The following is a 25,247-nucleotide window of genomic DNA, read 5'->3' as shown; positions in this document are numbered from 1 at the left end:
TTTCAAAACTAAAACCAGCCTAAAAATTTGCTAAAGAAAAACTTAAAGCTCCCTCCACCACACCTCTTGATTAAAAACCGCCCAATCGAAGGATTGGACGGTAGTGCTTGGTTTATTTAATCACTTGCTGGGTTTGAGCGTACTTGGCTTCAACTGCTTCTTTTTCAGCCTGCCACCAATCTTGGTTGTCGGTGTACCACTTGATGGTTTCTTCGATACCGGCTTCAAAGTTGGTGAACTCAGGCGTCCAGCCCAGCTCATTGCGGAGCTTGCTGGCGTCAATGGCATAGCGGAGGTCATGGCCAGCACGGTCAGTCACATGGTCGTAGGCATCTTTAGGCTGCCCCATTTTCTCCAAAATCAGCTCCAGAACTTCCTTGTTGTTCTTCTCACCGTCGGCACCGATCAGGTAGGTTTCCCCCATTTGGCCCTTGGTCAGAATAGCCCAAACACCAGTCGAGTGGTCGTTGGTGTGGATCCAGTCACGGACATTCTTGCCTTCACCGTAGAGTTTTGGCTTGATGCCCGCCAAGATGTTGGTAATCTGACGCGGGATAAACTTCTCGATGTGCTGATAAGGCCCGTAGTTGTTTGAACAGTTGGAAATGGTCGCTTTTACGCCAAAGGAACGCACCCAAGCCTTAACAATCAGGTCAGACGCCGCCTTGGTTGATGAGTAAGGCGATGATGGGTTGTAATTGGTGTCTGCGGTGAACTTCTCACCTGGCCCCTCGCCGTGGCCCGGCAGGTCTTCACGAAGTGGCAAATCACCGTACACTTCATCAGTTGACACGTGGTGGAAACGGATGTCGTACTTGCGAGCCGCTTCCAAAAGGGTATAAGTCCCGATAAAGTTGGTGTGGATAAATGGGGATGGGTCGTTGAGCGAGTTGTCGTTGTGGCTCTCTGCCGCGTAGTGAACAATGGCATCCGCCTTGGCAGCCAACTTGTCCACCAACTCGGCGTCAGCGATGTCGCCCACAACCAGCTCCACCCGGTCACCAAGAATGGCTTCCAAGTTGGCTCGGTTACCCGCGTAGGTCAACTTGTCCAGAACAGTCACATGAACCTCTGGGTGGTTGTTATAAACGTAATGCACAAAGTTTGAGCCGATAAAACCAGCTCCACCTGTGACGATGATGTGTTTGAATTCTGACATGATTTCTCCGAATTTTATTTTTCTAATCTTGCTTTCAAGTAATCAATTTTTACAAAATCTTTTTGATTATTATTCTCTGCTCGATAACTATCTTTGGACGAGGCTTGGTAAATAGCAAGGTACTGCTCAAGAGTAGGCAGATAGTAACGAACACCGTCCACCACCTGCTCTTCTAGGTCAGCCAAGGCTACTCCTGAAAAATCAGGTAAGGTATCCATAACACCGAACTCAACTGACAAGCCGTCTTTTTGGTACTCGTGTTCGTGCCGGTCAATCAAATCGTAACCTAGAGATGTCATGACCTGATGAAGGGCCTCAAATTGATAAATCCGCTGGTCATCGGGAACTTCCCAGCCTCTTGAATCACCAGGCACATGGATATCCAAATCCCTAGCTTGCCAGTCTTGTCCTGTTCTCTGCTCTAAACCAACAGCCCCCATCAATAACGGTTTAATCCCAATCCTGTTAAGCTGCTCTGCTATTTCTAAAAAGACCGAAAGCATTACAAATCTTCAGCTCCCAGAGGTTTAACATCCTTGAGGAGAGGGTGATTTTTATCAGCTTCTGACACTTCTGCTTCTTCCAAGTTTTCCCATGTAATGTCTAGACTTGGGTCAGCATAGTTGACAAAGGCATACTTAGGCTTGAGTTCCAAGGCCCAGTAGTCATTGACCAGGTAGCTGTAAGAAACGAAGTCTGACAAGACTTGGAAGCCATTAGCCACGCCGCGGGGAACGAAAATCCCCTTGCTGGCGTCAATGATGGTCTGGTAGGTGTTGCCAAAGGTCTCACCCTCACGCAGGTCCACCCAAGTTCCCAGAACCTTACCGCCGTCAGCTACCGAGATGTACTTATCCCAAGGCTCAGCATGGAGGCCACGCAGAACGTTTTTACGGGAAAAGCTGACGTTGTTTTGGAGCTTGCCTTCTGCAAAAAAGCTCTCAGGAAAACCGAGGGGAAGCATTTTTTCCTTCTGGAAATTTTCCTTGAACCAGCCACGGTTGTCCCCGTGAACAGGAATATCAAATTCCAGCATGCCTGGGATGCCCTCAACAGGACGGGCCGCCAGGGTCTTACCAAAAAATTGTTCTGTCATTAGGCTTCTCCAATCAGACGGAGCAGGTATTGTCCGTATTCGTTTTTCTTCAATGGCTGAGCTAACTCACGGACTTGGTCAGCCGTGATGTAACCCATGCGGTAGGCGATTTCTTCCAGGTTAGCCACCTGAACGTTTTGCAGGCGTTGAACCGTCTCGATGTACTGGGCAGCCTCCAGCAGGCTTTCATGAGTACCTGTATCCAACCAGGCAAAGCCACGTCCCATCAACTCAACAGACAAGTCACCACGGTCAAGATAAGCCTTGTTGACATCGGTGATTTCCAATTCACCACGAGGGCTTGGCTTGATGTTCTTGGCAATCTCAACCACATCATTGTCATAGAAGTAAAGACCAGTCACGGCAAAGTTGGACTTAGGCACTTCTGGTTTTTCTTCGATGGAAATGGCGTTCATGTCCGCATCAAACTCCACCACACCAAAGCGTTCTGGGTCCTTGACCTGGTAGCCAAAGACCGTTGCACCAATTTCCTTAGCAGCTGCCCGCTGGAGCATCTTGGTCAGTCCGTTACCGTGGTAGATGTTGTCTCCCAAAATCAGAGCCACGCTATCGTCACCAATAAAATCAGCACCGATGATAAAGGCCTGAGCCAGACCGTCTGGACTTGGCTGCTCAGCATAAGAGAGGGAAATGCCCAATTCAGACCCATCGCCCAACATGTCCTTGAAGCGGGGCAGGTCTTGTGGGGTTGAGATGATCAAAATCTCCTTAATCCCAGCCAACATGAGCGTTGACAGGGGGTAGTAAATCATGGGTTTGTCGTAAATTGGCATGAGCTGCTTAGACGCTGCTCGGGTCAAGGGATAGAGGCGGGTTCCTGAACCACCCGCCAGAATAATACCTTTCATGGGAACTCCTTTTTCTTAACTGGCATAACTGTCAGTTTTGCACTATTGCCATTATAGCACAAATCGCTAATTTTGTCAGTTTTCAACAACCTGCACCATGGCCTCAATGGGGTGGTCAGCTGGGCTGAGCTGGCCCTCTTGCCTCAAAAGCAGTTTAACCAGCTCCTGACCGATAAGAGGCCCTGTGGTCAGACCTGATGAGCCCAGGCCACTGGCCGCATAAACACCCGACAGCCCTGGTACCTGCCCATAGAAGGGGGCAAAGTTTGGCGTATAGGCCCTGATGCCCACCCGGTAACTCTTGGTGGCTGCGCCAGCGATTTTTCCAAAAAATGGCAGAGCTTTGGCCTCAAGTCCAGCCAGGACAGTCGGATCCAGCTCCAAGTCGTAGCCTGCCTGATTCTCATGGGAGGCGCCGACCGAAATCCGCCCCTCACGGAAAGGAATGATGTCACCCTCCCCGTGGGGCATGATGACAGGGTAGCTGCCCGTGTCCAGGTCAGTGAAGTGGTAGTCGATGATCTGCCCCTTCTGAGGACGGACCGCCACCTGATAGCCCAGCGGCTCCAGAATGAAGGGCAACCAGGCCCCGCAGGCCAAAATAACCTTGTCGAAAACCTGGCCATCGATGGCATAGCGACCATTCTCTAACACTTCCAGCTTGACCTCTTTGGTAATAACAGGGAGTTTGCTGGCCGCCAAGAGGGTCTGGGTCAATCCAGCCCCGTCCAGACGAGCGGCACCAGACGCCCAGAGGTAGCGGTCAAAGCCAGCGATGCCAGGGTGGCGGCTATCCAACTCCTCTTGACTAATCAGCTTAACCTCGCCCATAAGGGGCGACTCTTCCTTTCGGGTCAGGGCCAGTTGCAGGGTCTCTTCGAGAAAGTCCTCCCGAGACTTGATGACTACAACCCCAACCTGCTCGTAAAAACTAGTGTCATAGCCATCTGCCTGCAAGTCCGCCACCAGGGTCTGGTAAAAATCTGCCCCCAAACGGGCCATCTTGTACCAGTTCTTGTTGCGTTTGCGGGCAAACCAGGGGCAGATAATCCCAGCCGCCGCCTTGGTGGCCTGGCCAACCCCGTGGTCAAAGACGGTGACCTCTAGCCCCTCTTCTTTTGACAGGTAATAAGCGGCCGTTGACCCAACGATACCCGCTCCGATAATGGCGATTTTCATGGAAACCTCCTAAAGGTGATAAAACGGATTAGTATTCGCCTGACTAGCCAGCACTTCTACTGACCAGTTTTCTTCGACTGCCCAAGTTTCCAAGAGCCGAGCCAAACGTTCCACAAAGAGGACCTCGATGTGGTGGCCTGGGTCGATGGCCAAGAGGCCATCCGTCAGCATTTCCTGAGCGGTGTGGTAGTAGATGTCCCCTGTCAGGTAGACCTGGGCCCCCTTTTTGAGGGCGTCCTTGTAGAAGGACTGGCCAGACCCACCGCAGAGGGCCAAACGGCTCACCGTCGGATTGGCTCGGTCGTAGCTGACCAACCTCACGCTGTCCAGACCAAAGGTCTCCTTGACTTTCAGGGCAAGATCTTCAAAGCTGGTTGGCTCCAGATTGCCGACCCGACCAATGCCCTGGCCGTCGGCTGTTTCCGACAGGACTTCCACCTGGGTCAGCCCCAAAAGCTCACAGAACCAGTCATTGAGACCTCCTTCAACCACGTCAATATTGGTGTGGCTGACGTAAACGGCGATATCATGCTTGACCAAATCCAGGACCATCTGGGTCTGGGGACTGGCCACCAGATTTTTCAGCGGACGGAAAATCGGAGCGTGCTTAACAATAATCAGGTCCACACCCTGTTCAATGGCCTCAGCCACCGTTCCCTCACGGATGTCCAGGGCCACCATGACCTTGCGAACGGCCTTGTCCAGGGTTCCGATTTGCAGGCCGACCACATCCCCCTCCAGAGACAGACCCGGCGGGCAAAAGGCCTCGTAACGGGCGATGAGTTCACTAGCTTTCATGCAGCACCTCCTTGATGGCTTGGATTCTTTGAGAAATAGCAGAGCGGGCTTCCTTGTGATGGTCAGGAATCTCGCTAAGAGCCTCCTCGAGTTTCTTCAGTTCCTTGGTCCACTTGGTCACAAAGACCGCAGACTTTTCCTGACGCAGGAAGGGCCCAAACCGCAAATCGGCTGTAGTCAAGTCTTGCTGGCCAGGTTCAGCCACGATGATTTCGTAAATCTTACCATGTTCTTCTAGGATGGTCTCAGCAAGAATAGCATAATCGTTTTCGCTCAGCCAGTTGCGGAGGTCATCCTCTCGGTTGTTGGGCTGCAAAATCAGGCGGTTGATGCCCTCCAGTTTTGCTCTGCCATTGTCCAAAATGGTCGCAATCAAGCGACCACCCATACCGCAAATGGTCACGGTGTCAATGCCGTCGGTGAGCTCCAGGGCAGCTAAACCGTCAGCCAGACGAACGGTCAGGCGGTCAGCAAAGGGCGAATTCTGGGCGTTTTTTAGGGCCGACTGGTAGGGGCCAGCCACCACCTCGCCAGCAACAGCGGCCATGATCTGGCCCTGCTCCAGCAGGTAGAGGGGCAGGTAGGCGTGGTCGCTGCCCACGTCCAGGAGGCGGCTGCCAGCAGGCACAAATGTGCTGACGGCCAGCAGGCGTTGGGAAAGTTGGGTTTCAGTCATAAGTCCCTTTCTAAAGGCGTATTTCCCTTTATTATACCACATTATTCCCTTAAAAAACGACCGATAAAGTGTAATCAGTTCATTCTTATGGCAAGCCATAGCCGATAAAAAAAACAGTTTCCTGTAACAAACAAGAAACTGGTCGCAGAGGGAAATGCTATTCAATTTACCCGAAACTAGACCGTCTTAGGTAATCTTTTTTTCGCTGATTTACTTAATCTTCTCTTCCTTGTAATCACACTTGTCATGGCCACAGACGACTTGCTTGCCGCCACCGCGAACGGCTTTTTCAACTAGGAAATCGCCAGATTTTGGACAGGCTCGACCAATCGGCTTGTCCCAAGAGGTAAAGTCACAGTCTGGGTAACGGTCACAGCCGTAGAAAATCCGATTTTTCTTGGTCTTGCGTTCGATGACCTGACCCTGCGAGCAGACTGGACAGGTCACACCGATTTCCTTGGTGATGGCCTTGGTGTTGTGGCAATCAGGGAAATTGCTACAAGCATAGAACTTACCAAAACGCCCCAGCTTGATGACCATGTCATGGCCACAGAGGTCACAGGCAAAGCCAGCTGGCTCGTCCTTGATTTGGATTTTCTCCATTTGGCTCTCAGCCTTGTCCAGCTCAACCTTGAAGGGCTGGTAAAAGCTGTCGATAATCTTCTGCCAGTTTTCTTGGCCCACTTCGACATCATCCAGCTTGGTTTCCATCTCCGCCGTGAAAGCAACGTTGACGATGTCTGGGAAAAACTCGACAATCAGGGAATTGACAATCTCCCCCAGTTCAGTCGGCTCAAACCGCTTGGCCGCTAATTTGACATAATAGCGTTTTTGAATAGTTTCCAGGGTCGGAGCATAAGTTGACGGTCGGCCGACCCCGTTTTCTTCCAAAGTCTTGATGAGGGTGGCCTCAGAATAACGGGCTGGTGGCTGGGTAAAGTGTTGCTCTGGTGACAAGTTTTCTTTGGTGACCTTGTCACCTTCAGCCATTTCAGGCAACATCTTGTTCTTGTCGGAGTCGTTGTAAACGGCCAAATAACCGTCAAACTTAATCTGGCTACCATTTGCCGTAAAGAGGACCCCGTTTTGGGTCAGGTTGACCTTGACCGTGTCAAAGACTGCCGCTGTCATCTGGCTGGCCACAAAACGGTTCCAAATCAGGGTGTAAAGTTTGAGCTGGTCCTTGTCCAGGTACTTGGCCACCTGCTCAGGGGTATGGTTGACGTTAGACGGACGGATGGCCTCGTGGGCATCCTGGGCCCCGCTGGCATTCTTGACCTTGTTGCCGTGCTTGCTATACTGGCTACCAAACCGCTGACTGATAAAGTTAGCCGCGTCAGCCTGGGCCACAGGACTAATCCGTGTCGAATCGGTACGCATGTAGGTGATGAGACCCTGATGACCAGCTGGACCCAAGCTAATCCCCTCATAGAGCTGCTGGGCCACCATCATGGTTTTACGAGTACGGAAGTTGATTTTGTTGGCTGCATCCTGTTGGAGGGATGAGGTCGTGTAAGGCAACGGTGCATTGCGGCGACGCTCCTTCTTCTCGACCTGCTCGACCAAGAAATCTGGCGAGGTCAGGCGGGAAAGAACAGCCTTAACATCATCGTTGGTTGACAGTTTGAGTTTCTTGCCATCTAAGCCATAAAAACTAGCTTGGAACTTCTTCGTCCCTTTTTTAAAGAGGCCGTCGATGGTCCAGTATTCTTCTGGTTTAAAGGCCTTAATCTCGTTCTCACGGTCGATGATGAGCTTGAGGGCCACCGATTGCACCCGACCAGCTGAGAGGCCCTTTTTGACCTTTTTCCAAAGGATGGGTGAAATGGAGTAACCCACGATGCGGTCCAAGACCCGACGGGCCTGCTGGGCATCGACCAGGTCCATGTTAATGGGACGAGGTTCTACAAAGGCCTGCTTGACCGCATCCTTGGTAATCTCGTTGAAGACCACTCGGTTCTTGTCTGCAATGTCCAAGCCCAAAATATGAGACAAATGCCAGGAAATGGCCTCTCCTTCCCTATCCGGGTCACTCGCCAGAAAAACTTGCTTGGCGTTCTTGGCCTCTTTTTTCAGGGAATTGATCAGCGGTCCCTTGCCACGGATGTTGATGTACTGGGGTTCGTAGTTATTCTCAAAATCGATGGACATAGACGATTTTTTCAAATCTCTAATATGCCCGACCGAGGCGACTACCTTGTAGTTGCGGCCCAGGTATTTTTCAATGGTTTTAGCCTTGGCAGGCGACTCCACGATGACCAGGTTTTTCTTGGTCGCCGTTTTCTTTTTAGACGTTGTTGCTGTTGCCATAAATCTCTTTCTCTCAAAGTCAAATCTATAGCATGATAAACCATTTTTGCCCAACTGTCAATAGAAAACTTTTTCCTATAGGAAAAGATGGTTTAGAATTGGTACTCAGAAATCACGTCCAAGCCTGTCGTTGTGCACTTTGCCCCGTCTTTTATCAGCTGCAAACAGCCATCGGAGTGACCGTCTAAAATATTGCCTGGAATGGCAAAAATGTCTCGTCCTTCTTCCATGGCTCGTTCACAGGTAATCAGGCTACCTGACCGCAACTTGGCTTCGGCAACTAGAACCCCTTGGGAGAGGCCGGCGATGATCCGGTTACGTTCAGGGAAATGGTATTTGAGGGGCTGTTCTCCTGGTAAATACTCGGTCAAAAGTAAATGGTGCTTAGCGATATAGTCTTGGAGCTGGCGATTTTCTTTGGGGTAGTAAACATCCAGTCCACAACCGATGACGGCAATGGTCGCTCCGCCATTTTTCAAAGCAGCCACATGGGCAACGGTGTCAATACCGCGAGCCAAACCGCTGACAATGACAAACTGGTTCTTGAGCTCGGTCAGAACCTTTTTGACGGACTGGATACCCGTCTCGCTGGTGTTGCGAGAGCCAACCACAGCCAGCTTGGGCTTGTCTAAGAGCTCCAGGTTGCCCTGATAAAAGAGCAAAACGGGCGGGTTGTAGATGGTTTTTAGTTCCAGAGGGTAGCAAGCATCCAGGATAGAAAAACTAGGAAAACGGGCAAATTCAGCCTTGAGAGCCTTGGTATCCAGCTGCTTGTAGGCCTCCATGATGAGGCTGGGTTGCTTGTGCTGGGAGACAACAACCATATCCCGTAGGGATAGAGACTTGCCCTGCCGTTTCTGGTAATCTAGAATATGGTTGATTTGCCGGTTGCTAAGGCCAGCCTTTTTCAGCTTATAGAGTTCAAAATTGTTCATGGCTTGTCCTTTCAGAGGTTCTACTGAATTATTCGTAACTGGTCAGAAAACCTTGACAAGTTGAGAGATTTTTTTGTATGATTAAGATTGACTAGCTAATAGTGAACACAGCTTTGCCAGTGTCATCGTTAAAGCGGACTTCTAAAAACTCAATTAACCAAATTCAAATCGTTGATTTGATAGACTTTTGACTTGGAAAAACAGTCAAAAAGCTCGTTTTTAGAGATCCCCCTAAAATAACCTAATCCCCCACCCACCAGAATAAGGAGATTGCCATGACCAAACCACTTGTCTCACCGACAGGCCTTTACGCCACCGAAAAATGGGCTTACAGCAGCCTAGTCCAGTTTGAAGCCCAGACCAAGCCTGAGCTGACCCAGATTTTGACCCAGCAGGGCCGGATTTACAAGACCTACTACCTGTCTGAAACCGACCCTTACGCCTTTAACAGCGAGGCTGAGATTGACCAGTACCTACTGGAGACGGCAGCTGAGTTTCTGGCGGCCATGGAAAAGGGCGATACGGAGAGCTACATCAAAGCTCGAACCGAACGCCAGCGTTTGGCCGAAGAGGCTGGTCGGAAAATCGCAGAGCAGCTCAAACTGGCTGACTAGCCCTCCCATTTTTGGGGAACAATCGCAGAGCAGAAAAACCTGCCTTGGTAGCAAACCAGGGCAGATTTTTAGTCTTTAATTGGCTGAACAACTGTCAGTTCCCAAAAATCAGACAATCGTGCTCATCAACAATCGAGCTGTTCTCTCTCTGATCTACTGTGGCCAGATACTCATCTGGTAAAATGAGGAGCTTAATCAGTTTGGGGTTAACGCTCAATAACTGGTAGGCAGAGATGGCAACAAGGTCTGTATTGTCCCTGTCTTGATAGCCAATGAACCAACTGCCTGCTGACTTGTGCAGGTAATAGCGGTCAGCTTCAAAAACACCTTTGGCAATGACAATCTTGTCATCAAAACGGCAGTCCTCTGGGACTATGCCGAGAAGACTGGCAAACAAGACCTGCTCCTGCAAGCAGTAAAGGGCCGTGCTTAAATCAGCTGTCCAATCCTGCCAAGGATTTTTAGAGAAATCTTGAGCCAAAAGACGGATTTGCTGCTGATCAATGGCTTCCAAAGTGTAGAGACTGAAACCAAGCTGAACGGTTTGACCAGGTGTCGCCTGTTCAGGAATCAGCTGGACCAGACCATGGAAGGCTACTTCAAAACCTGCTGTCACCTGACCATGAAAGGTCCGAGAACCGATGGATGAGCTGACCTCTCTCAACACAGGCTTTCTAGTTTCCTTTCTTCTCAATCGGAGCCAGGCTGGCCAGCAATTTCTTGAGACCAACTTCTGGGAACTTGATTTTGACTTCTTGGCTGCTGCCTGAGCCAGTCACTTCGAGAACCACACCTTCACCCCATTTGCGGTGGATGGCGATGTCTCCCACCTGCCAGTCGGTTGCGGTGATGCTGGTAGCTGCTGGTGAGCTGGCTGTGACAGGCTGACCAAATGGTCTTGGTTGAGCCGAGCTCTTTCTAGCTTGCAGGGCTTGGGACAGGCTCATGCCCTGGCCAAACTGTGTGGCTCTGCTATTGCCATAAGAGGCAACAAAGGAGGTGTTGGCAGGGCGGGCCAGGCCTTGGTAGTCCAAAAGGTCGTCGGAAATCTCACGGAGGAAGCGGCTAGGGCGGTTGTAGCCAGTCTTACCAAAGAGGGTTCGGGCGTTGGCGTTGGTCAGGTAGAGCTGGTGCTCGGCTCGGGTGATGCCCACATAGGCCAGGCGACGCTCCTCCTCCAGCTCGTCGGGGTTCTCGCTGGCTCGGCTGAGGGGGAAGACCCCCTCCTCCATGCCGATGAGGAAGACCAGAGGGAACTCCAGCCCCTTGGCAGCGTGGAGGGTCATGAGGGTGACCTGAGAGGCCTGAGCCTCGCCGTCGTCGGTGTCGGCAATCAGGGCCAGGTCGTTGAGGAAACGGCTGAGGCGATCAAGACCAGTTTCGTCGGTTTCCGTCTCAGCAGTCTTGTCGTCAAAGATCTTGGTCACGGAGAGAAATTCCTGGATGTTCTCTACCCGAGCCTGGCTCTCTAGCGTGCCTTGGAGCTTGAGGCTATCCAGATAGCCCGTCTTATCCAACACCAGCTCCACCAGATCGGTTAGGCTGTAAGTGTCCAGCTTGTCTCGCAGGTTGAGGAGGAGGTTACCCAACTCAAAGAGGGCTTGAGCAGCCTTGCCCTTGATGGACGACATGACCACCTCGCTGGCCGCTTCAAGGAGAGACTGGTTGGTCGCTACCGCAAAGTCACGGAGCTTGTCCAAGGTTCCTGGGCCAACACCCCGTTTGGGCTCATTGACAATCCGTTCAAAACTCAGGTTGTCGGCCTTGTTGGCCAGGACATTGAGGTAGGCGATGACGTCACGGATTTCCTTACGGCTGTAGAACTTGGTGCCGCCAACCATGGTGTAGGGGATATTGGACTTGAGCAGGGCTTCCTCAATGGTCCGCGACTGGGCGTTGGTTCGGTAAAGCACAGCCACGTCACGGAAGGCTCGATTGCCCTCACGCACCGCCTGCCCGATTTGACTGGCCACAAAAATGGCCTCCTCATGCTCATCACGGGCCTTGTAGTAAACAATCTTATCTCCATCCGCATTCTGGGTCCAGAGCTTCTTCTCCCGGCGGTTGCGGTTGTTTTTGATGACCTCATTGGCCGCCTGCAGGATGGTCTTGGTCGAGCGGTAGTTCTCCTCCAAAAGAACCACCTTGGCCTCAGCATAATCCTTCTCAAAGTCCAGGATATTCTGCATGTCTGCCCCCCGCCAGCCATAGATGGACTGGTCGGCATCCCCCACCACACAGATGTTGCGGTAGCGGGACGCCAGGAGCGTGACCAACTGGTACTGGGCATGGTTGGTGTCCTGATACTCGTCCACGTGGATATAGCGGTAGCGGTTTTGGTAATAGCTGAGCACCTCAGGATTGTCATCAAAGAGCTTGAGGGTCACCATGATCAGGTCATCAAAGTCCAGGGCTTCGCTTCTGCGGAGTTCTGCCTGATAGAGTTTGTAGCACTTGGCCACCATTTGGGTGTAGATGTCCCCAGCCTGACGCTCGTAGGCCACCTCATCCAGCAGGTCATTTTTAGCGTTGGAAATGGTACCCAGAATGGCTCGTTCGTTCCACTTTTTAGGGTCCAGATTGAGCTGTTTGAGGATGCGTTTCATCAGCGTCCGCTGCTCACCAGGATCCACGATGGTAAAGTTACGGTTGTAGCCAATCTTGTCTCCCTCCCGACGCAAGATGCGGACGCACATGGAGTGGAAGGTGGCAATCAGGGTATCGCTAGTGGCTGGATTGAGCTGGAAGGCCCGCTCCTTCATCTCTCTGGCAGCCTTGTTGGTGAAGGTGATGGCCAGGATGTTCCAAGGGGCCACGTTTTTCTCCTCAATCAAGTAGGCAATCCGATGGGTCAACACCCTAGTCTTACCAGACCCAGCCCCTGCCATAATCAAGAGCGGGCCTTCGGTTGTCTGAACAGCCTCAGCCTGTCTGGCATTCATGCCATCTAATAAATTTGTCATTGGTTTCTCCATTCGCAGTCATTCTCTCCATTATACCATGTTTCAACCCAAAGATGAATTAGTTCTTTCAGACACAAAAAAGACCGAGAGAAACTCTCAGTCCTTTTCATCATTTTAGAATTCAATATCGCCGAAAAGGTCAGCCATAGAGAAACCAGTTTGTGTTTCTGGCAATTCGAAGTCACGTTTGGCTTCACGACGTGGGCGACGTGCAGGACGTGATTGGCGTTTTTCGCCATCTTCTGAACGCTCTTCGCGAGCTGGACGCTCTTCAAGAGCCTTGATTGAGAGTGATACACGCTCAGCGTCAGCGTTCACTTCAAGAACCTTAACAGTAACGTCTTGACCAACAGTCAAAGCTTCTTTAGGGTTGTCAACACGCTTGTGAGAGATTTGAGACACGTGAACCAAACCGTCGATACCTGGCAAAACTTCCACAAAAGCACCGAAGTCAGTCAAGCGTTTCACTTTACCTTCAATCACATCACCAGCAGCAAGTTTCTGCTCAACGCCATCCCATGGTCCAGGGGTAGTCGCTTTAAGTGACAATGACACACGGCCAGCTTCTTCGTCGATAGCCAAGACTTTAACGTCAACTTCTTCACCAACAGTAACAACTGATTTTGGAGAAGCGTTACGCTCGTGCGACAATTCAGTGATGTGAATCAAGCCGTCAACGCCACCAAGCTCTACAAAGACACCAAAGTTAGTCAAGCGAGCAACTTTACCAGTTACAACTGAACCAACAGCAAGTTTAGAGAAGGCTTCTTGACGAGCAGCAGCTGAAGTTTCTTCAACAACGTCACGACGTGACAAGATGAAGCGGTTGTCAGCAGCTGATACTTCTTTGATTTTTGCGTCAAAAGTTTGACCAACAAATTTCTCAGTGTTACGGATAAAGCGGCTGTCAATCATAGACGCAGGAATAAATCCACGCAGGCCTTCAAACTCAACTGACAATCCACCTTTAACGGCACGGGTAACAGCAACGTTAACCACTTCGCCTTCACGACCAATCAATTTGTCCCAAGCTTTACGAGCTTCCAAGCGTTTTTTAGACACGAGGAAAGTTACTGTATCAGTATCTTTACCTACGACTTGACGAAGAACAAGCACTTCAAGTGTCTCACCAGCTTTAACAAAATCGTTAATGTCTGCATTACGGTCGCTGGTCAATTCGCGAAGGGTCAATACACCTTCAACACCAGTGCCGCTGATGATTACGTTAGCTTGACCGTTATCAACGGTTAACACTTCAGCAGTGACAACGTCACCAGGGTTGACTTCGCTAACACTGTTTAGCAAATCTTCAAATTCATTCATTCTAAAAAATCCTCCAACAAAAGCCAGCAAGCTAACTTTTGACAACAAAAATATTTCTCTAGGCGGCGGTTCAAAGAACCGCTGGGCAAGCCCTAAACCAAGACTGGGGTAGCTGGATTCGAACCAACGAATGACGGAGTCAAAGTCCGTTGCCTTACCGCTTGGCGATACCCCAAAAAATGGGAAGAGAGGGATTCGAACCCCCGAACCCGAAGGAGCGGATTTACAGTCCGCCGCGTTTAGCCACTTCGCTATCTTCCCATACAACAAGAAACAGTTTACCACAATTTCTTGTTAATATCAAGCCCTTTTGCTCATTTTTTTAATGGCTGAGGTTATAGTTTTCCACCAAATTGGTCACAGCCAACTCTAAGGTCTTGAAAAAGCTGTCAACCTTGCCGTTTTTGACCGTCGCAAACTTGCTGTCCAGCTCGACGATTTGGCCGATGGTTTTCTTGCCGATAATCAGCTCCAAACCCTCTATGGCCTGACCTTCCACAGTCACCTTGGCATCCACGACTTGAATGTCGATTTTTTTGTCTTTTTTACTCATGATTGCACGTCCTTTCTGTCTTATTTTACAGGAAAATAGCTGAGCTGACAAGGTCTTTTCGTCAGCAAAGGCGATTTTAGCCACAAAGCCTGATGACCTGCTCTGCCATCTCCCAAAAAACTAATCCTGCAAGACCCCGCCGATGGCTTCCACCGCAGCTAGGCCGCCCAGGTCATAAACCTGTGTGAAGCCAGCCGCCCGCAGGAGCTTGGCCGCGTCGGCTGACCGCCGACCGCTCTGGCAGTGGACATAAATCGGCGTGTCCTTGGGCAGGTCAGGGAACTTGCCCGCCTCCATGTCGGTCACGGGGAAATTCTCGGTGATGCCGAAATTGCTGGTTTGGAACTCCTTGGGACTGCGGACGTCATAGAACTTGGCTCCAGCTTCTACTACTGCTTCAACCTGGGCAAAGGTGATTTCTTGGGCCTGGGCATCGGGCCCAGCCTGCTCCCAGTTGATGGAGCTGGTCTGGTTACTTGCCTTTTGGGGCTGGCAAGCCACCAATAGGACGCTCGCCAAGAAAAGCATGAACCACTTCATGATTGTTCTCCTAATTCTTGAGTTTAATCATCCTTACTCCCGTATCCGAAATGCTGTCTGACACAAAAGAACCGTTGCTGGTCCGTTCAGACAAACCAAGGTTGTCCAGAACCACTTCTGTCACCTGACCATCGTTAGCAGTGATGATGAGAGACTGACCATTAGCCTCCTCCGCTGGGCTAGCAAAAAGATCCAGCTCGCCGCTGGCTTCAGACCAGACTGGGCCTGCTGCAAAGACGGTATGAGGCTTGGTTTTGAGCTCCCGCAGGACCTGCAAGCCACGTCCCGCCCGCTTGGCGGTTGGGATTTCCGATACGGCTACTCGCTTGAGGCTGCCTCTCTGGGTCAGGAGGTAGAAGCTGGCCGTGTTGGCCATAAAGGCTGCGGCGACGACATCATCGTCCTTGAGGTTGATGGCCTTGACCCCAGCTGCCTTGGCTCCCACTACTGGCACTTCTTCCACGTTAAATCGCAGAGCGTAACCCTTGTGGGTGATGATCATGACGTCGTCCAAGGCAATCGGCGACACGGTCACGACACGGTCGCTGGCATCTTTAAGCTTGGCGAACTTGAGGGCCTTGGAACGGTAGGTCCGCCATGGGGTGAATTCCTTGCGGTCAAAGCGTTTGATTTGACCAGCCTGCGTCACCGCATAGTAGGTCACACCGTCAAAGCTATCAACAATCTCCGCCAGAATGACCTGCTCATCCTTGTCAAAGGCGGTCACGGTCTGGCTAATGTGCTCCCCGATGTCCTTCCACTTGGTATCGGCCAATTCATGGACCGGTCGGTAGATGACATTGCCCAAATTGGTAAAGAGGAGCAGGTGCTGGGTGGTCTTGGCCTGCTGGACAAAGAGCAGGTCGTCGTCCTCTCTCTTGCCGATTTCCTCAACCGTTGAAGCACCGAATGACCGTGGGCTGGTCCGCTTGATGTAACCAGCTCGGGTCACGCTGACATAAGTGTCTTCCTCAGCAATCAGACTTGCCGTATCAATCTCGATGCTCTCTGTCTCAGCCTGCAATTCAGACAGGCGAGGGTTGGCAAACTTCTTCTTGACCTCACGGAGTTCCTTCTTCATGAGGTGGAACATGGTTTTCTCATCACCGATGATGGCAGTCAGGGTGGCAATCTGCTCACGCAGGCTCTTGTCTTCTTCTTCCAGGGTCACGATGTCCGTATTGGTCAGGCGGTAGAGCTGGAGGGTCACGATGGCCTCGGCCTGCTCCTCCGAAAAATTGTAGCTGACCTTCAGATTTTCCTTAGCGTCAGCCTTATTGTCCGAAGCACGGATGAGGGCAATGACCTCATCCAGGATAGACAGAACCCGAATCAGCCCTTCAACGATGTGGAGTCTGCGCTCTGCTTTTTCCTTATCGAACCGCGACCGAGCGATGATGACCTCCCGCCGATGGGCGATGTAGCTGGTCAAAATCTTGTGGAGACCCACCTGGCGAGGGGTGAAGTTGTCGATGGCCACCATGTTGAAGTTGTAGTTGACCTGAAGGTCGGTGTACTTGAAGAGGTAGTTGAGGATGACCTGGGCGTCGGCGTCCTTCTTGAGCTCGATGGCAATGCGGAGCCCCGTTCGGTCGCTCTCATCACGCACCTCGGCAATGCCTGGCACCTTGCTGTTGACCCGAACCTCGTCAATCTTCTTGACCAAGACCGCCTTGTTAATCTCGTAAGGAATCTCGGTGATGACGATTTGCTCCTTACCGCCCTTGAGTTGCTCAATGGCAGTTTTAGAACGCACCACGACCCGACCCTTACCAGTCTCGTAGGCCTTCTTAATCTCATCCGCCCCCTGGATAATGCCTCCCGTTGGGAAGTCAGGCCCAGGCAGGAATTCCATGAGCTTATCAACGCTGGCTTGCGGGTGGTCAATTAGGTAAACCACCGCATCGATGACCTCGGCCAAGTTGTGAGGGGGAATGTCCGTCGCATAACCAGCTGAAATCCCTGTCGCTCCGTTGACCAAGAGGTTGGGAAAGGCCGCAGGTAGAACCGTCGGCTCCTTCTCCGTGTCGTCAAAGTTCCAGGCAAAAGGCACGGTTTTCTTCTCAATATCATTGAGCAAGAAGGTCGAGACCTCCGACAGGCGAGCCTCGGTGTAACGCATGGCCGCAGGCGGGTCACCATCCATGGAACCATTGTTCCCGTGCATTTCGACCAAAATCTCACGGTTCTTCCAGTCCTGGGACATCCGAACCATGGCCTCGTAGATGGAGCTGTCCCCGTGGGGGTGGAAGTTACCCATGATGTTACCGACCGACTTGGCCGACTTGCGGTAACCCTTGTCAAAGGTGTTGCCGTCCTTGTTCATGGAGTAGAGAATCCGCCGCTGGACGGGCTTGAGCCCGTCCCGAATGTCCGGCAGGGCCCGCTCCTGAATAATGTACTTGGAGTAGCGCCCAAAACGCTCCCCCATAATGTCCTCAAGGGACATGTGTTGAATGTTTGACATAATATAAGATACAAAGGGACGGTTCGGCTAGCCGAAAATTCCCGTAGAAGTAAAACAGTTCAGTGAACTGTTTTAGCTTTGAGCCAAAAAACTCAAAAGCGAAAAGAGAAATCTGACAAAGACGCTAGCGTCTAGGAAGATTTATCATTTTTCCTAGGGAATTAGTCCCGTGTTCAGTTCCTTTCGTAAGATGCAAAAGGCGTCAAGAAAACCGTATGAAAATAGGAAAGTGGCGACGCAAGCTCCTGATTGCTAGCCACTTTATCTTTTTCACTAGGTTTTTAGCCTGTGCTCAAATCCTTTCTATAAAGTTAGAAGGTAAAATTTAGAAAGTCCCATGTTCAGTTCAACAGAACCAAACTGTCCTTTCCTTTAAGATTCAAGGGTTTTATTTTTAGGGAAATAGCAGAGCTGAAAAGCTTAATCCGCCAGGTGTAAAACTGTTCGCAAGCTATCTTGCAATCGTTGGTAATCGCTAGAATCCAATTGATAAATCTTTTTATACTGCTTAATAAACAGTTCATGACCATTCTTGTCCAAACAAGCCTGACCTGTCTCATCAACCTGTTTCTTTTTGACGAAAACAACCTTTCGTTTATCAATTTCTTGGATTTTCCGTGTATAAACAAAGGCTTTATCATAAGATGGTTCTGTTTGGTATTTGTGGTTATCTAAGGTGATGCCCCCTTTGTATCGGGTCTTGGGCTTTTTCCCAGTAATAGGAGCAACCAGTAGCGTCCCATCATCTGAGGCAGGCTCGGTCAAGACAACCGCATAGTGCTTCCCATAAAACTCCCTGCCGCCTTTATCTGGAAAAGCCACTAAATAAACACCGCCAATATCGAACACAAGCACCTCCAAAAAATAAGGTGCACCTGACCTGCAAGTACACCCTTAACGACTCCTTGACGAACAAGGCTCTATAAAATAAATATCGTCTCCTTGACGAACAAGGCTCTTGACTATAACCTTATTCTATCATAGATTACGAAAACACGCAAGAGATAACTGTTTGAAAAATGGAGCCCTATCTCCCCTTCCTCCACTCCCTGTACTCATCAATATCCTTATGGACATATTTCCAGACGGTGGCGATGACTAGGGCATCGTCCATTTGTCCCAAGAAAGGAATGAAATCCGGAACCACATCAAGCGGTGACAGAAAGTAAATCAAAGCACTGATCACAGCAAGAATGCTGCGGGTCGGCACACGAGTGTAGTCCTTTTTCCAGTAGCTCCGCACCATGGCAATCAAGATGGGAATATTCTTAATCTCATCGCCAACAAATGGCACCCACTTGACCTTCTTCTCCAACTTCTCCAAAAATGGCTCCATTTTTGAATCGTCCTTGAGCAGGGCGTCAGCTTGCTTGAAGCGTTTCTGAATTTCGTCAACCGCTCGATTGGTTGTCATTTTTACCCTCATAGGTTATCTCCTATAAATCTTCTGTTTTATACAGCGTGTAGCCTTCGTAGTAGTAACTGTGGTCTATTCCTTTTAGGTAAATAGCTGAGCTGTCCACCTCATTGGTCAAGGCTTGCTTAAGCACGTGTTTAATTTCAGTTGCCCGAATAGGGCTGCGCTCCATAGCCAGCAAATAGTCTTCCTTATCAACCCGAGACCAATCCACCACCTGCCCAATCTGGGTCTTGAAGATATGGTCCAACCAAATTCTGGTCGCTCTGCCATTACCCTCGCGAAAGGGATGAGCACTATGGATAAAATCTAAATTATCAAATCGCCCAGCCACCTTATCTGCCAACAAGTTCTCCCCAAACAAGCTCTTGGCCTTTTCCTTGCTGAGTTTTTCTTCCTACTTGGCCAACTCTAAAGAATCGGTTAAGCCGAGTTTGTTTTCTAGGGTCATCATTCTCCTACACGGTAACTTAAAATCGAATTTGAACTGTCAAACTAAATTTTTGGACACTATTCTCTTCAAAGATAAGTCCAGCACCCGTACGACCGCTTGAAGGACTATCAAATTTGGTATGCCTGTAAAGGTACTCTTTTAATTTATTTCTATCATAGATATGATAACAGAGAATTTCTCCGTCCTCTTTGACAACAATATAGCCCCCATTGGCATCTTCAAGTCCTGTCCACTTAGTGTTTGGTTCCATTCCAAGAGCAATTGCAACCAATAAATCTTTAATTTTATACGACACCAACTCCTCGTCTTCATCGTATTCTAAGCAAAATAACTTGACAACATCTTGTATAGACTTTCCTTTTACAAAATAAGATGTTAAAAATAAGTTGGCTAAGAGTTCGGGCATGCGATAGTCTATCAGTTGTAAGTTTCGATGAAAAATCGCATTTGGTAATTGTTCAAACTCTAACTGGATACTTTTCTCAGATAAAGCAGAAATCCTATCTTTTATCTTACTCTTGCCACCTATACTGTTAATTTCCGCTACAACAGTTTTAGGTAAAGAAGAGGATAGTTGATACTGTATTTTAGTAGCTCCACTAGCATTTAGTAAGGTTGGTTTACTACCGACATAGGATTTTATAGAAAAACCAATTTCAGGCTCTGCTCCTGTAAAATCATCATGAATTTTAAAGACAATATCCTTTTTACTGTCACTGTTTGCTTTAATCTGACTAATCTTCAGCTGATTCAGAAAAGGCTCAACATCTGGAATTTCAAATGTTCCTGTGCCCTCTTTTATGGCGGTCAAAACAGTTTCTGAAAAAGAGACAAACTGCGTCAGAGGAATTTTTGCTTGCTCTACATTATTCTCATAAAGAACAACATTAGCCTCATCATGTTGGATAAGGTATTCTCGTCTGTTACCATGTTCCATTTTGATAGCACTCAAAATCACATAAAATAATTGCTCAACCTTATTCAAATTCTCATCAGCAGCATGAATTTTTCCGACAGAAAGAGCCTTTAGAAAAACAAATAATTCTGCCCACTCGCCTTTATTTACCTTATTAGGCATACTGTCCTCTCCCCGATTCTTTTTCAGCTAAGAAAACTTCTTCTTTCATAGCGGTCGCAACAGCTCTCATCATTGGTACAGCAACCGAGTTCCCCATTTGTCGATACATTTGAGTTCGACTAACAGGAATGACAAAATCATCTGGAAAGCCCATCAACCGTTTACACTCAAGCTCAGAGAACAATCGAATCCCTGTCTCGCCACCTTTGACAAAAGTCCCTGTTAACCGCTGGATTTTATGATAAGAAGCAACAAGTGTTTTCACTTGAATATTAGAAGTCTTATCAACAATCTGTGGTTTCCCATCGTCTTTCTTGAAAAGGTAAGAATCTTGTAGATGTTTGGAAATTGAATAGCCTTCTGGGTTATCCTCTAAAATACTAGATACAGGAACTCGGCATTCTTTGTCTCCAACTGGAAAAGCAAAACTGTGAACGTTTAAATCAGGATGAAATCCTGCAATAACCACACGCTTCCTAACTTGAGCCAATCCAAAATCCTGGGCATCCAAAATCTCATAAAAAACAGAATAGCCCAAATCCTCAAGACTCTTTAAAATAAGTTGAAAGGTTTCCCCATTTTGAATGGTTAATAAGCCCGGCACATTCTCCAAAAGAAACATTTTTGGCATGTGGTAGCTCAAAATTCTCAGCACATCAAAAAACAGCGTTCCTTGAGTGGAGTGTTCAAACCCCTCACGCTTACCAATATTTGAAAAAGGCTGACAGGGAAAACCTGCTAATAAAACGTCGTGAGACGGGATGTCTTTTTCATCAATTTGTGTAATATCTCCAAAGGGTTTCTCACCATAATTGGCTTCGTAAGTTTTGGCGGAAAATGTATCCCATTCTGATGAAAAGACACACGTTGTATGTTCATCCTCAAAACCTTGACGGATACCTCCGATACCAGCAAAAAGATCTATAAACTTCAATTTCAGCATTTTTCTCCTCTAAAACACCGTCTGCTCCTCCAGGGTAAACCGCACGTTATCCTCAATCCATTTACGTCGTGGTTCGACCTTGTCGCCCATGAGGGTGGAGACGCGGCGTTCGGCACGGGCCAGGTCATCAATGGTGACCTGAATCAGGGTTCGGGTTTCAGGGTTCATGGTGGTTTCCCAGAGCTGGTCGGCATTCATTTCGCCTAGACCCTTGTAGCGTTGGAGCATGGCGCCCTTGCCAAACTCCTTACGGAGATTTTCCAGCTCACCGTCTGTCCAGGCGTAGGCAATCTTCTCGGTCTTGCCCTTGCCCTTGCTCATCTTATAGAGCGGTGGCAGGGCGATATAGACATGGCCTGCCTCGACCAGGGGCCGCATGTAACGGTAGAAAAAGGTCAAGAGCAGGGTCTGAATGTGGGCCCCGTCCGTATCCGCATCGGTCATGATGATGATCTTGTCATAGTTGATGTCTTCAATAGAGAAATCCGCCCCGACACCTGCACCGATGGTGTAAATCATGGTGTTGATTTCCTCGTTTTTGAGGATGTCGCTCATCTTGGACTTCTCGGTGTTGATAACCTTACCCCGCAGGGGCAGGATGGCCTGGAACTTGCGGTCACGCCCTTGCTTGGCCGAACCACCAGCGGAGTCCCCCTCCACCAGATAGAGTTCGTTCTTCTGGGCATTCTTGGACTGGGCCGGCGTCAGCTTACCCGACAAAAGCCCCTTGTCTTTCTTGTTCTTCTTGCCACTTCGGGCATCATCACGGGCCTTACGGGCCGCCTCACGGGCGTCCCTGGCCCGAATGGCCTTGCGGACCAAGTTTGAAGCCACTTCGCCATTTTCCATGAGGAAGAAGGTCAGCTTTTCAGCCACGATACCGTCCACAATGGGTCTGGCCAGGGGCGAGCCCAGCTTGTCCTTGGTCTGGCCTTCAAATTGCAGGTGGGCCTCAGGCACCAGGATAGACAGGACAGCTGACAGACCTTCTCGATAATCAGACCCTTCCAGGTTCTTGTCTTTTTCCTTCAAGAGACCAGTCTTTCTGGCATAGTCATTGAGGCTCTTGGTGATAGCGGTCTTGAAACCTGTCTCATGAGTACCCCCGTCCTTGGTACGGACGTTGTTAACAAAGGACAGGATATTGTCTGAAAAGCCATCGTTGTACTGCATGGCAATATCAACCTGAAACTCCTGTTCCTCACCTGTGAAGGCGATGATGGGGGTCAGGGTTTCCTTGTCCTCGTTGAGGTAGGCCACAAAGTCCTGAACCCCGTTCTCATAGTGGAAGGAGGCTTCCTCGCCTGACCGCTTGTCGGTCAAGCTGAGGGTCACGTTCTTGAGGAGGAAGGCAGACTCGTTGAGCCGCTCTGCTATTGTCCCATACTTAAAGTCAACCGTGGAGAAGATCCGCGCGTCGGGCAAAAAGCTAACCTTGGTGCCAGACTTGGATTTGGGAGCCGTCCCCACCTTTTCCAGGGTGGTGACGGGCTTGCCGCCGTCCTCAAAGCGCTGGCGATAGACACTGCCATCACGGGTAATCTCAACCTCCAGCCAGCTGGACAGGGCGTTAACGACAGAGGAACCAACCCCGTGGAGACCACCAGAGGTCTTATAACCGCCTTGGCCGAACTTGCCCCCTGCGTGGAGGACGGTGAAGATGACCTCAACCGTGGGAATGCCCATGGCGTGAAGGCCGACTGGCATACCCCGCCCGCTGTCGGCCACGGTCACCGAACCGTCAGCGTTGAGGGTCACGTCAATCTTGTCACCAAAACCAGACAGGGCCTCATCGACGGCATTATCGACAATCTCCCAAACCAGGTGGTGGAGCCCAACCCCGTCGGTCGAGCCGATGTACATGCCCGGCCGCTTTCTCACCGCATCCAGACCCTCCAGGACCTGAATGGCGTCATCATTATAATTGTTAATACTAATCTCTTTCTTAGCCATTATGACCTCCATTTTGTCATCTGTACTATTTTATAGGTTTTTAGGGATTTTTGCAAAGTTTTTCTGTCGGTTTTATCTTTTGAAAAATGGCAGAGCAGGGCAACCCATTACCACAGCCACATCTTTTTCCAAGGTTAATCCTTTCATTATCAAAGGTTTATGCTATAATGAAGGTATGAAGATTTTAGTTTTGATTGTGATTGCCTACCTGCTGGGTTCTATCCCAACAGGCCTCTGGATTGGCAAAAAGTTTTATCATGTGAACCTGCGTGAGCATGGTTCAGGTAATACTGGCACTACCAATACCTTTCGGATTTTGGGTAAGAAAGCTGGCATTGTGACCCTGGCTGTGGACATCTTGAAAGGCACCCTGGCAACCCTCCTACCCATCTGGTTGGGACTGGAGGGCAGTTTGCCCCTTTTTATCGGCTTTTTCGCTGTTCTGGGCCATACCTACCCCATCTTTGCCCAATTCAAGGGCGGCAAGGCTGTGGCCACATCAGCTGGCATTCTGCTGGGCTTTGCCCCAGCCTTTCTCAGCTTTCTCTTACTGGTCTTTGTGGCCGTACTCTACCTTTTTAGCATGATTTCCCTGTCCAGCGTGACGGCTGCCACCGTGGCCATCATCGGGGTTTTGACTTTCCCAGCCCTTGGTTTTTTACTGACAAGCTATGACGTCGTCTTTACAGGTCTAATTCTGGCTGTGGCAGGCCTGATCATCAGTCGCCACAAGGACAACCTCGTTCGCATCAAAAACAGGCAAGAAAACCTGGTTCCCTGGGGACTGAACCTGCTCAACCAACAGAAAAAAGATTAATAGGCCAAACAGCCTGTTAATCTTTTTTCTTGGTTTCGTGCCATGCTCTAGGGAAAGACCTTGGTAGCCTCAAGGATAAAGGTCTGAGGAAAAATCGACCCCTTGACATTACCAACTGCCTCCCACTCCTTCTTTTTTCTATACTAAAACCTTTCTCGGTTTATAGAGCTGGTCTCGTTTTTCAAGGATGGCCAGAACCTTGTCGCCTTGGAAGGCTGCCAAGAGGTCTGCCGTCTGGTCCAGCTGGATAAAGCGGCCATAGGCCAGTTCTTGGGCCTGGTCTTCAGTCACCTGCACCGCTGGCAGGTCCAAGACCCCATACTCAATGGGCAATAGAAAGGCCCAGTCGTCAGCCGCTACCCGCTCAGCGATTTCCCCAAGGGAAAGGGCAGAGGCCAGTTCAAGGCCAGCGGAGGCCGTCCGAGTCAGGGCCGACATGTGGCTAGCCAAGTCCAGGGCAGCCCCCAGGTCAACGGCCAGGGTCCGAACATAGGTGCCCTTGCTGCAGGCCACGCGGAAGGTGAAGCGGGCCAGGCCGTCGGTGTGGGTGACAGGGCTGGTGCGGGTGAAGCTGGAGATGGTCACCTGACGTTGGGGCCGCTCCACTGCTTCACCTGCCCGGGCATACTCGTAGAGCTTGCGGCCATTGACCTTGACCGCCGAATACATGGGCGGAATCTGGGTGATGGTACCGACAAAGCCAGCCATGGCGGTGTCGATGGCGGCCTCGGTCAGGTCTGCAGGGACAGGGGTTTCCGCCACCGTCTCACCGCTAGCGTCCTCGGTCGTCGTCGAATAGCCCAGGGTAATCTCGCCCTCGTAAACCTTGCCGCTCTCGGTCATGTACTCGATAACCCGAGTGGCCTTACCAACAGCGATGGGGAGAACACCGACCACATCAGGGTCCAGAGTCCCCCCATGGCCGATTTTCTTTTCTTGGAGAATTTTGCGGAGCTTAAAGACCGCATCATGGCTGGTCATGCCAGCCTCTTTTTTTAAATTGATAATTCCTGAAATCATTTGTCTAGTTTACCATAAAAGTGTGGGAAAGGCTAGAACTTCTCTTTTACTAGCATGTCGTCGGCATGAAAAAAGCGTGTCAT

General features: G+C 50.0%; 23 protein-coding genes, 2 tRNA genes and 1 pseudogene. 2 read left to right on the top strand and 24 right to left on the bottom strand.

The window, feature by feature from the left end; all coding sequences use genetic code 11:
- Positions 1 to 112: 112 nt before the first annotated feature.
- The 9 genes from rfbB to dprA form a co-directional block, all read right to left on the bottom strand.
- Positions 113 to 1,159, bottom strand: coding sequence for a dTDP-glucose 4,6-dehydratase (rfbB, locus tag AC3ARB_RS03935; RefSeq protein WP_488321255.1), 1,047 nt, complete (start codon positions 1,157 to 1,159; stop codon positions 113 to 115).
- A 14-nt stretch (positions 1,160 to 1,173) separates the two neighbouring features.
- Positions 1,174 to 1,662 carry a phosphoribosylanthranilate isomerase gene (locus AC3ARB_RS03930; RefSeq protein ID WP_488321254.1) on the bottom strand — a complete coding sequence of 163 codons (489 nt, stop codon included), beginning with the start codon at positions 1,660 to 1,662 and terminating at the stop codon, positions 1,174 to 1,176.
- A complete protein-coding gene (locus AC3ARB_RS03925) occupies positions 1,662 to 2,255 on the bottom strand; it encodes a dTDP-4-dehydrorhamnose 3,5-epimerase family protein (protein WP_488321253.1) in 594 nt (197 codons plus the stop codon). Before AC3ARB_RS03925 ends, AC3ARB_RS03930 begins: the two co-directional genes overlap by 1 nt.
- Positions 2,255 to 3,124: a glucose-1-phosphate thymidylyltransferase RfbA gene (rfbA, locus tag AC3ARB_RS03920; RefSeq protein ID WP_488321252.1), complete on the bottom strand. Its 870-nt coding sequence runs from the start codon at positions 3,122 to 3,124 to the stop codon at positions 2,255 to 2,257. Before rfbA ends, AC3ARB_RS03925 begins: the two co-directional genes overlap by 1 nt.
- Before the next feature lie 75 nt (positions 3,125 to 3,199).
- Positions 3,200 to 4,303, bottom strand: coding sequence for an NAD(P)/FAD-dependent oxidoreductase (locus AC3ARB_RS03915; protein ID WP_488321251.1), 1,104 nt, complete (start codon positions 4,301 to 4,303; stop codon positions 3,200 to 3,202).
- A 9-nt stretch (positions 4,304 to 4,312) separates the two neighbouring features.
- A complete protein-coding gene (locus AC3ARB_RS03910; RefSeq protein ID WP_488321250.1) occupies positions 4,313 to 5,101 on the bottom strand; it encodes a Nif3-like dinuclear metal center hexameric protein in 789 nt (262 codons plus the stop codon).
- The gene (locus AC3ARB_RS03905) at positions 5,091 to 5,777 is read right to left on the bottom strand and encodes a tRNA (adenine(22)-N(1))-methyltransferase (RefSeq protein WP_488321249.1); all 687 of its coding nucleotides are present in this window, start codon (positions 5,775 to 5,777) and stop codon (positions 5,091 to 5,093) included. Before AC3ARB_RS03905 ends, AC3ARB_RS03910 begins: the two co-directional genes overlap by 11 nt.
- A gap of 210 nt (positions 5,778 to 5,987) precedes the next feature.
- Positions 5,988 to 8,087: a type I DNA topoisomerase gene (gene topA, locus AC3ARB_RS03900; protein ID WP_488321248.1), complete on the bottom strand. Its 2,100-nt coding sequence runs from the start codon at positions 8,085 to 8,087 to the stop codon at positions 5,988 to 5,990.
- 92 nt (positions 8,088 to 8,179) lie between these two features.
- Positions 8,180 to 9,022: a DNA-processing protein DprA gene (gene dprA, locus AC3ARB_RS03895; protein ID WP_488321247.1), complete on the bottom strand. Its 843-nt coding sequence runs from the start codon at positions 9,020 to 9,022 to the stop codon at positions 8,180 to 8,182.
- Positions 9,023 to 9,297: 275 nt separating this feature from the next.
- On the opposite strand from dprA, the gene AC3ARB_RS03890 reads away from it, so the two are divergent.
- Complete coding sequence (locus tag AC3ARB_RS03890) at positions 9,298 to 9,636, top strand: hypothetical protein (RefSeq protein ID WP_488321246.1); 339 nt, start codon at positions 9,298 to 9,300, stop codon at positions 9,634 to 9,636.
- Between the two features lie 94 nt (positions 9,637 to 9,730).
- On the opposite strand, the gene AC3ARB_RS03885 is transcribed toward AC3ARB_RS03890, so the two are convergent.
- The 14 genes and pseudogenes from AC3ARB_RS03885 to parE form a co-directional block, all read right to left on the bottom strand.
- On the bottom strand, positions 9,731 to 10,303 hold the full coding sequence (locus AC3ARB_RS03885; protein WP_488321245.1) for an immunity protein Imm33 domain-containing protein: 573 nt from the start codon (positions 10,301 to 10,303) through the stop codon (positions 9,731 to 9,733).
- A 7-nt stretch (positions 10,304 to 10,310) separates the two neighbouring features.
- Positions 10,311 to 12,599 (bottom strand): DNA helicase PcrA, encoded by a 2,289-nt coding sequence (gene pcrA / locus AC3ARB_RS03880; RefSeq protein WP_488321244.1) that lies wholly within the window; start codon positions 12,597 to 12,599, stop codon positions 10,311 to 10,313.
- Positions 12,600 to 12,713: 114 nt separating this feature from the next.
- Positions 12,714 to 13,922, bottom strand: a complete 1,209-nt coding sequence (gene rpsA / locus AC3ARB_RS03875; RefSeq protein ID WP_488321243.1) for a 30S ribosomal protein S1 — start codon at positions 13,920 to 13,922, stop codon at positions 12,714 to 12,716.
- A gap of 103 nt (positions 13,923 to 14,025) precedes the next feature.
- Positions 14,026 to 14,097: transfer RNA gene (locus AC3ARB_RS03870), tRNA-Gln, on the bottom strand.
- Positions 14,098 to 14,102: 5 nt separating this feature from the next.
- Positions 14,103 to 14,183, bottom strand: a tRNA-Tyr gene (locus AC3ARB_RS03865).
- A gap of 61 nt (positions 14,184 to 14,244) precedes the next feature.
- The gene (locus AC3ARB_RS03860; protein WP_488321242.1) at positions 14,245 to 14,475 is read right to left on the bottom strand and encodes a DUF2969 domain-containing protein; all 231 of its coding nucleotides are present in this window, start codon (positions 14,473 to 14,475) and stop codon (positions 14,245 to 14,247) included.
- 120 nt (positions 14,476 to 14,595) lie between these two features.
- On the bottom strand, positions 14,596 to 15,015 hold the full coding sequence (locus AC3ARB_RS03855) for a rhodanese-like domain-containing protein (RefSeq protein WP_488321241.1): 420 nt from the start codon (positions 15,013 to 15,015) through the stop codon (positions 14,596 to 14,598).
- Positions 15,016 to 15,025: 10 nt separating this feature from the next.
- Positions 15,026 to 17,482 carry a DNA topoisomerase IV subunit A gene (gene parC, locus AC3ARB_RS03850; RefSeq protein ID WP_488321240.1) on the bottom strand — a complete coding sequence of 819 codons (2,457 nt, stop codon included), beginning with the start codon at positions 17,480 to 17,482 and terminating at the stop codon, positions 15,026 to 15,028.
- Between the two features lie 420 nt (positions 17,483 to 17,902).
- Entirely contained in the window at positions 17,903 to 18,331 is a 429-nt protein-coding gene (locus AC3ARB_RS03845) for a type II toxin-antitoxin system PemK/MazF family toxin (RefSeq protein ID WP_488321239.1), read from the bottom strand.
- A 178-nt stretch (positions 18,332 to 18,509) separates the two neighbouring features.
- On the bottom strand, positions 18,510 to 18,908 hold the full coding sequence (locus AC3ARB_RS03840; RefSeq protein WP_488321238.1) for a YkvA family protein: 399 nt from the start codon (positions 18,906 to 18,908) through the stop codon (positions 18,510 to 18,512).
- 10 nt (positions 18,909 to 18,918) lie between these two features.
- Positions 18,919 to 19,350: pseudogene (locus tag AC3ARB_RS03835) on the bottom strand (protein adenylyltransferase Fic).
- A gap of 19 nt (positions 19,351 to 19,369) precedes the next feature.
- The gene (locus AC3ARB_RS03830; RefSeq protein ID WP_488321237.1) at positions 19,370 to 20,431 is read right to left on the bottom strand and encodes an HpaII family restriction endonuclease; all 1,062 of its coding nucleotides are present in this window, start codon (positions 20,429 to 20,431) and stop codon (positions 19,370 to 19,372) included.
- Positions 20,424 to 21,374, bottom strand: coding sequence for a DNA cytosine methyltransferase (locus AC3ARB_RS03825; RefSeq protein WP_488321236.1), 951 nt, complete (start codon positions 21,372 to 21,374; stop codon positions 20,424 to 20,426). The genes AC3ARB_RS03830 and AC3ARB_RS03825 overlap by 8 nt, the downstream gene beginning before the upstream one ends.
- Before the next feature lie 9 nt (positions 21,375 to 21,383).
- Positions 21,384 to 23,327 carry a DNA topoisomerase IV subunit B gene (parE, locus tag AC3ARB_RS03820; RefSeq protein ID WP_488321235.1) on the bottom strand — a complete coding sequence of 648 codons (1,944 nt, stop codon included), beginning with the start codon at positions 23,325 to 23,327 and terminating at the stop codon, positions 21,384 to 21,386.
- 175 nt (positions 23,328 to 23,502) lie between these two features.
- Here parE and plsY point away from each other — a divergent pair, with 175 nt between their 5' ends.
- Positions 23,503 to 24,144, top strand: a complete 642-nt coding sequence (plsY, locus tag AC3ARB_RS03815; protein WP_488321234.1) for a glycerol-3-phosphate 1-O-acyltransferase PlsY — start codon at positions 23,503 to 23,505, stop codon at positions 24,142 to 24,144.
- Between the two features lie 138 nt (positions 24,145 to 24,282).
- Here plsY and truB read toward each other — a convergent pair whose 3' ends face one another.
- Positions 24,283 to 25,164 carry a tRNA pseudouridine(55) synthase TruB gene (gene truB, locus AC3ARB_RS03810; protein ID WP_488321233.1) on the bottom strand — a complete coding sequence of 294 codons (882 nt, stop codon included), beginning with the start codon at positions 25,162 to 25,164 and terminating at the stop codon, positions 24,283 to 24,285.
- Positions 25,165 to 25,247 lie beyond the last annotated feature (83 nt).

Source organism: Streptococcus sp. ZY171113, assembly GCF_057748235.1.
This window is presented reverse-complemented; position numbering and strand designations above follow the sequence as displayed.

What these genes read in the sequence shown, in the direction of transcription:
- rfbB (WP_488321255.1), bottom strand. Translation starts at nt 1,159, where the DNA reads ATGTCAGAATTCAAACACATCATCGTCACAGGTGGAGCTGGTTTTATC.
- AC3ARB_RS03930 (WP_488321254.1), bottom strand. Translation starts at nt 1,662, where the DNA reads ATGCTTTCGGTCTTTTTAGAAATAGCAGAGCAGCTTAACAGGATTGGG.
- AC3ARB_RS03925 (WP_488321253.1), bottom strand. Translation starts at nt 2,255, where the DNA reads ATGACAGAACAATTTTTTGGTAAGACCCTGGCGGCCCGTCCTGTTGAG.
- rfbA (WP_488321252.1), bottom strand. Translation starts at nt 3,124, where the DNA reads ATGAAAGGTATTATTCTGGCGGGTGGTTCAGGAACCCGCCTCTATCCC.
- AC3ARB_RS03915 (WP_488321251.1), bottom strand. Translation starts at nt 4,303, where the DNA reads ATGAAAATCGCCATTATCGGAGCGGGTATCGTTGGGTCAACGGCCGCT.
- AC3ARB_RS03910 (WP_488321250.1), bottom strand. Translation starts at nt 5,101, where the DNA reads ATGAAAGCTAGTGAACTCATCGCCCGTTACGAGGCCTTTTGCCCGCCG.
- AC3ARB_RS03905 (WP_488321249.1), bottom strand. Translation starts at nt 5,777, where the DNA reads ATGACTGAAACCCAACTTTCCCAACGCCTGCTGGCCGTCAGCACATTT.
- topA (WP_488321248.1), bottom strand. Translation starts at nt 8,087, where the DNA reads ATGGCAACAGCAACAACGTCTAAAAAGAAAACGGCGACCAAGAAAAAC.
- dprA (WP_488321247.1), bottom strand. Translation starts at nt 9,022, where the DNA reads ATGAACAATTTTGAACTCTATAAGCTGAAAAAGGCTGGCCTTAGCAAC.
- AC3ARB_RS03890 (WP_488321246.1), top strand. Translation starts at nt 9,298, where the DNA reads ATGACCAAACCACTTGTCTCACCGACAGGCCTTTACGCCACCGAAAAA.
- pcrA (WP_488321244.1), bottom strand. Translation starts at nt 12,599, where the DNA reads ATGACAAATTTATTAGATGGCATGAATGCCAGACAGGCTGAGGCTGTT.
- rpsA (WP_488321243.1), bottom strand. Translation starts at nt 13,922, where the DNA reads ATGAATGAATTTGAAGATTTGCTAAACAGTGTTAGCGAAGTCAACCCT.
- AC3ARB_RS03860 (WP_488321242.1), bottom strand. Translation starts at nt 14,475, where the DNA reads ATGAGTAAAAAAGACAAAAAAATCGACATTCAAGTCGTGGATGCCAAG.
- AC3ARB_RS03855 (WP_488321241.1), bottom strand. Translation starts at nt 15,015, where the DNA reads ATGAAGTGGTTCATGCTTTTCTTGGCGAGCGTCCTATTGGTGGCTTGC.
- parC (WP_488321240.1), bottom strand. Translation starts at nt 17,482, where the DNA reads ATGTCAAACATTCAACACATGTCCCTTGAGGACATTATGGGGGAGCGT.
- AC3ARB_RS03840 (WP_488321238.1), bottom strand. Translation starts at nt 18,908, where the DNA reads ATGAGGGTAAAAATGACAACCAATCGAGCGGTTGACGAAATTCAGAAA.
- AC3ARB_RS03830 (WP_488321237.1), bottom strand. Translation starts at nt 20,431, where the DNA reads ATGCCTAATAAGGTAAATAAAGGCGAGTGGGCAGAATTATTTGTTTTT.
- AC3ARB_RS03825 (WP_488321236.1), bottom strand. Translation starts at nt 21,374, where the DNA reads ATGCTGAAATTGAAGTTTATAGATCTTTTTGCTGGTATCGGAGGTATC.
- parE (WP_488321235.1), bottom strand. Translation starts at nt 23,327, where the DNA reads ATGGCTAAGAAAGAGATTAGTATTAACAATTATAATGATGACGCCATT.
- plsY (WP_488321234.1), top strand. Translation starts at nt 23,503, where the DNA reads ATGAAGATTTTAGTTTTGATTGTGATTGCCTACCTGCTGGGTTCTATC.
- truB (WP_488321233.1), bottom strand. Translation starts at nt 25,164, where the DNA reads ATGATTTCAGGAATTATCAATTTAAAAAAAGAGGCTGGCATGACCAGC.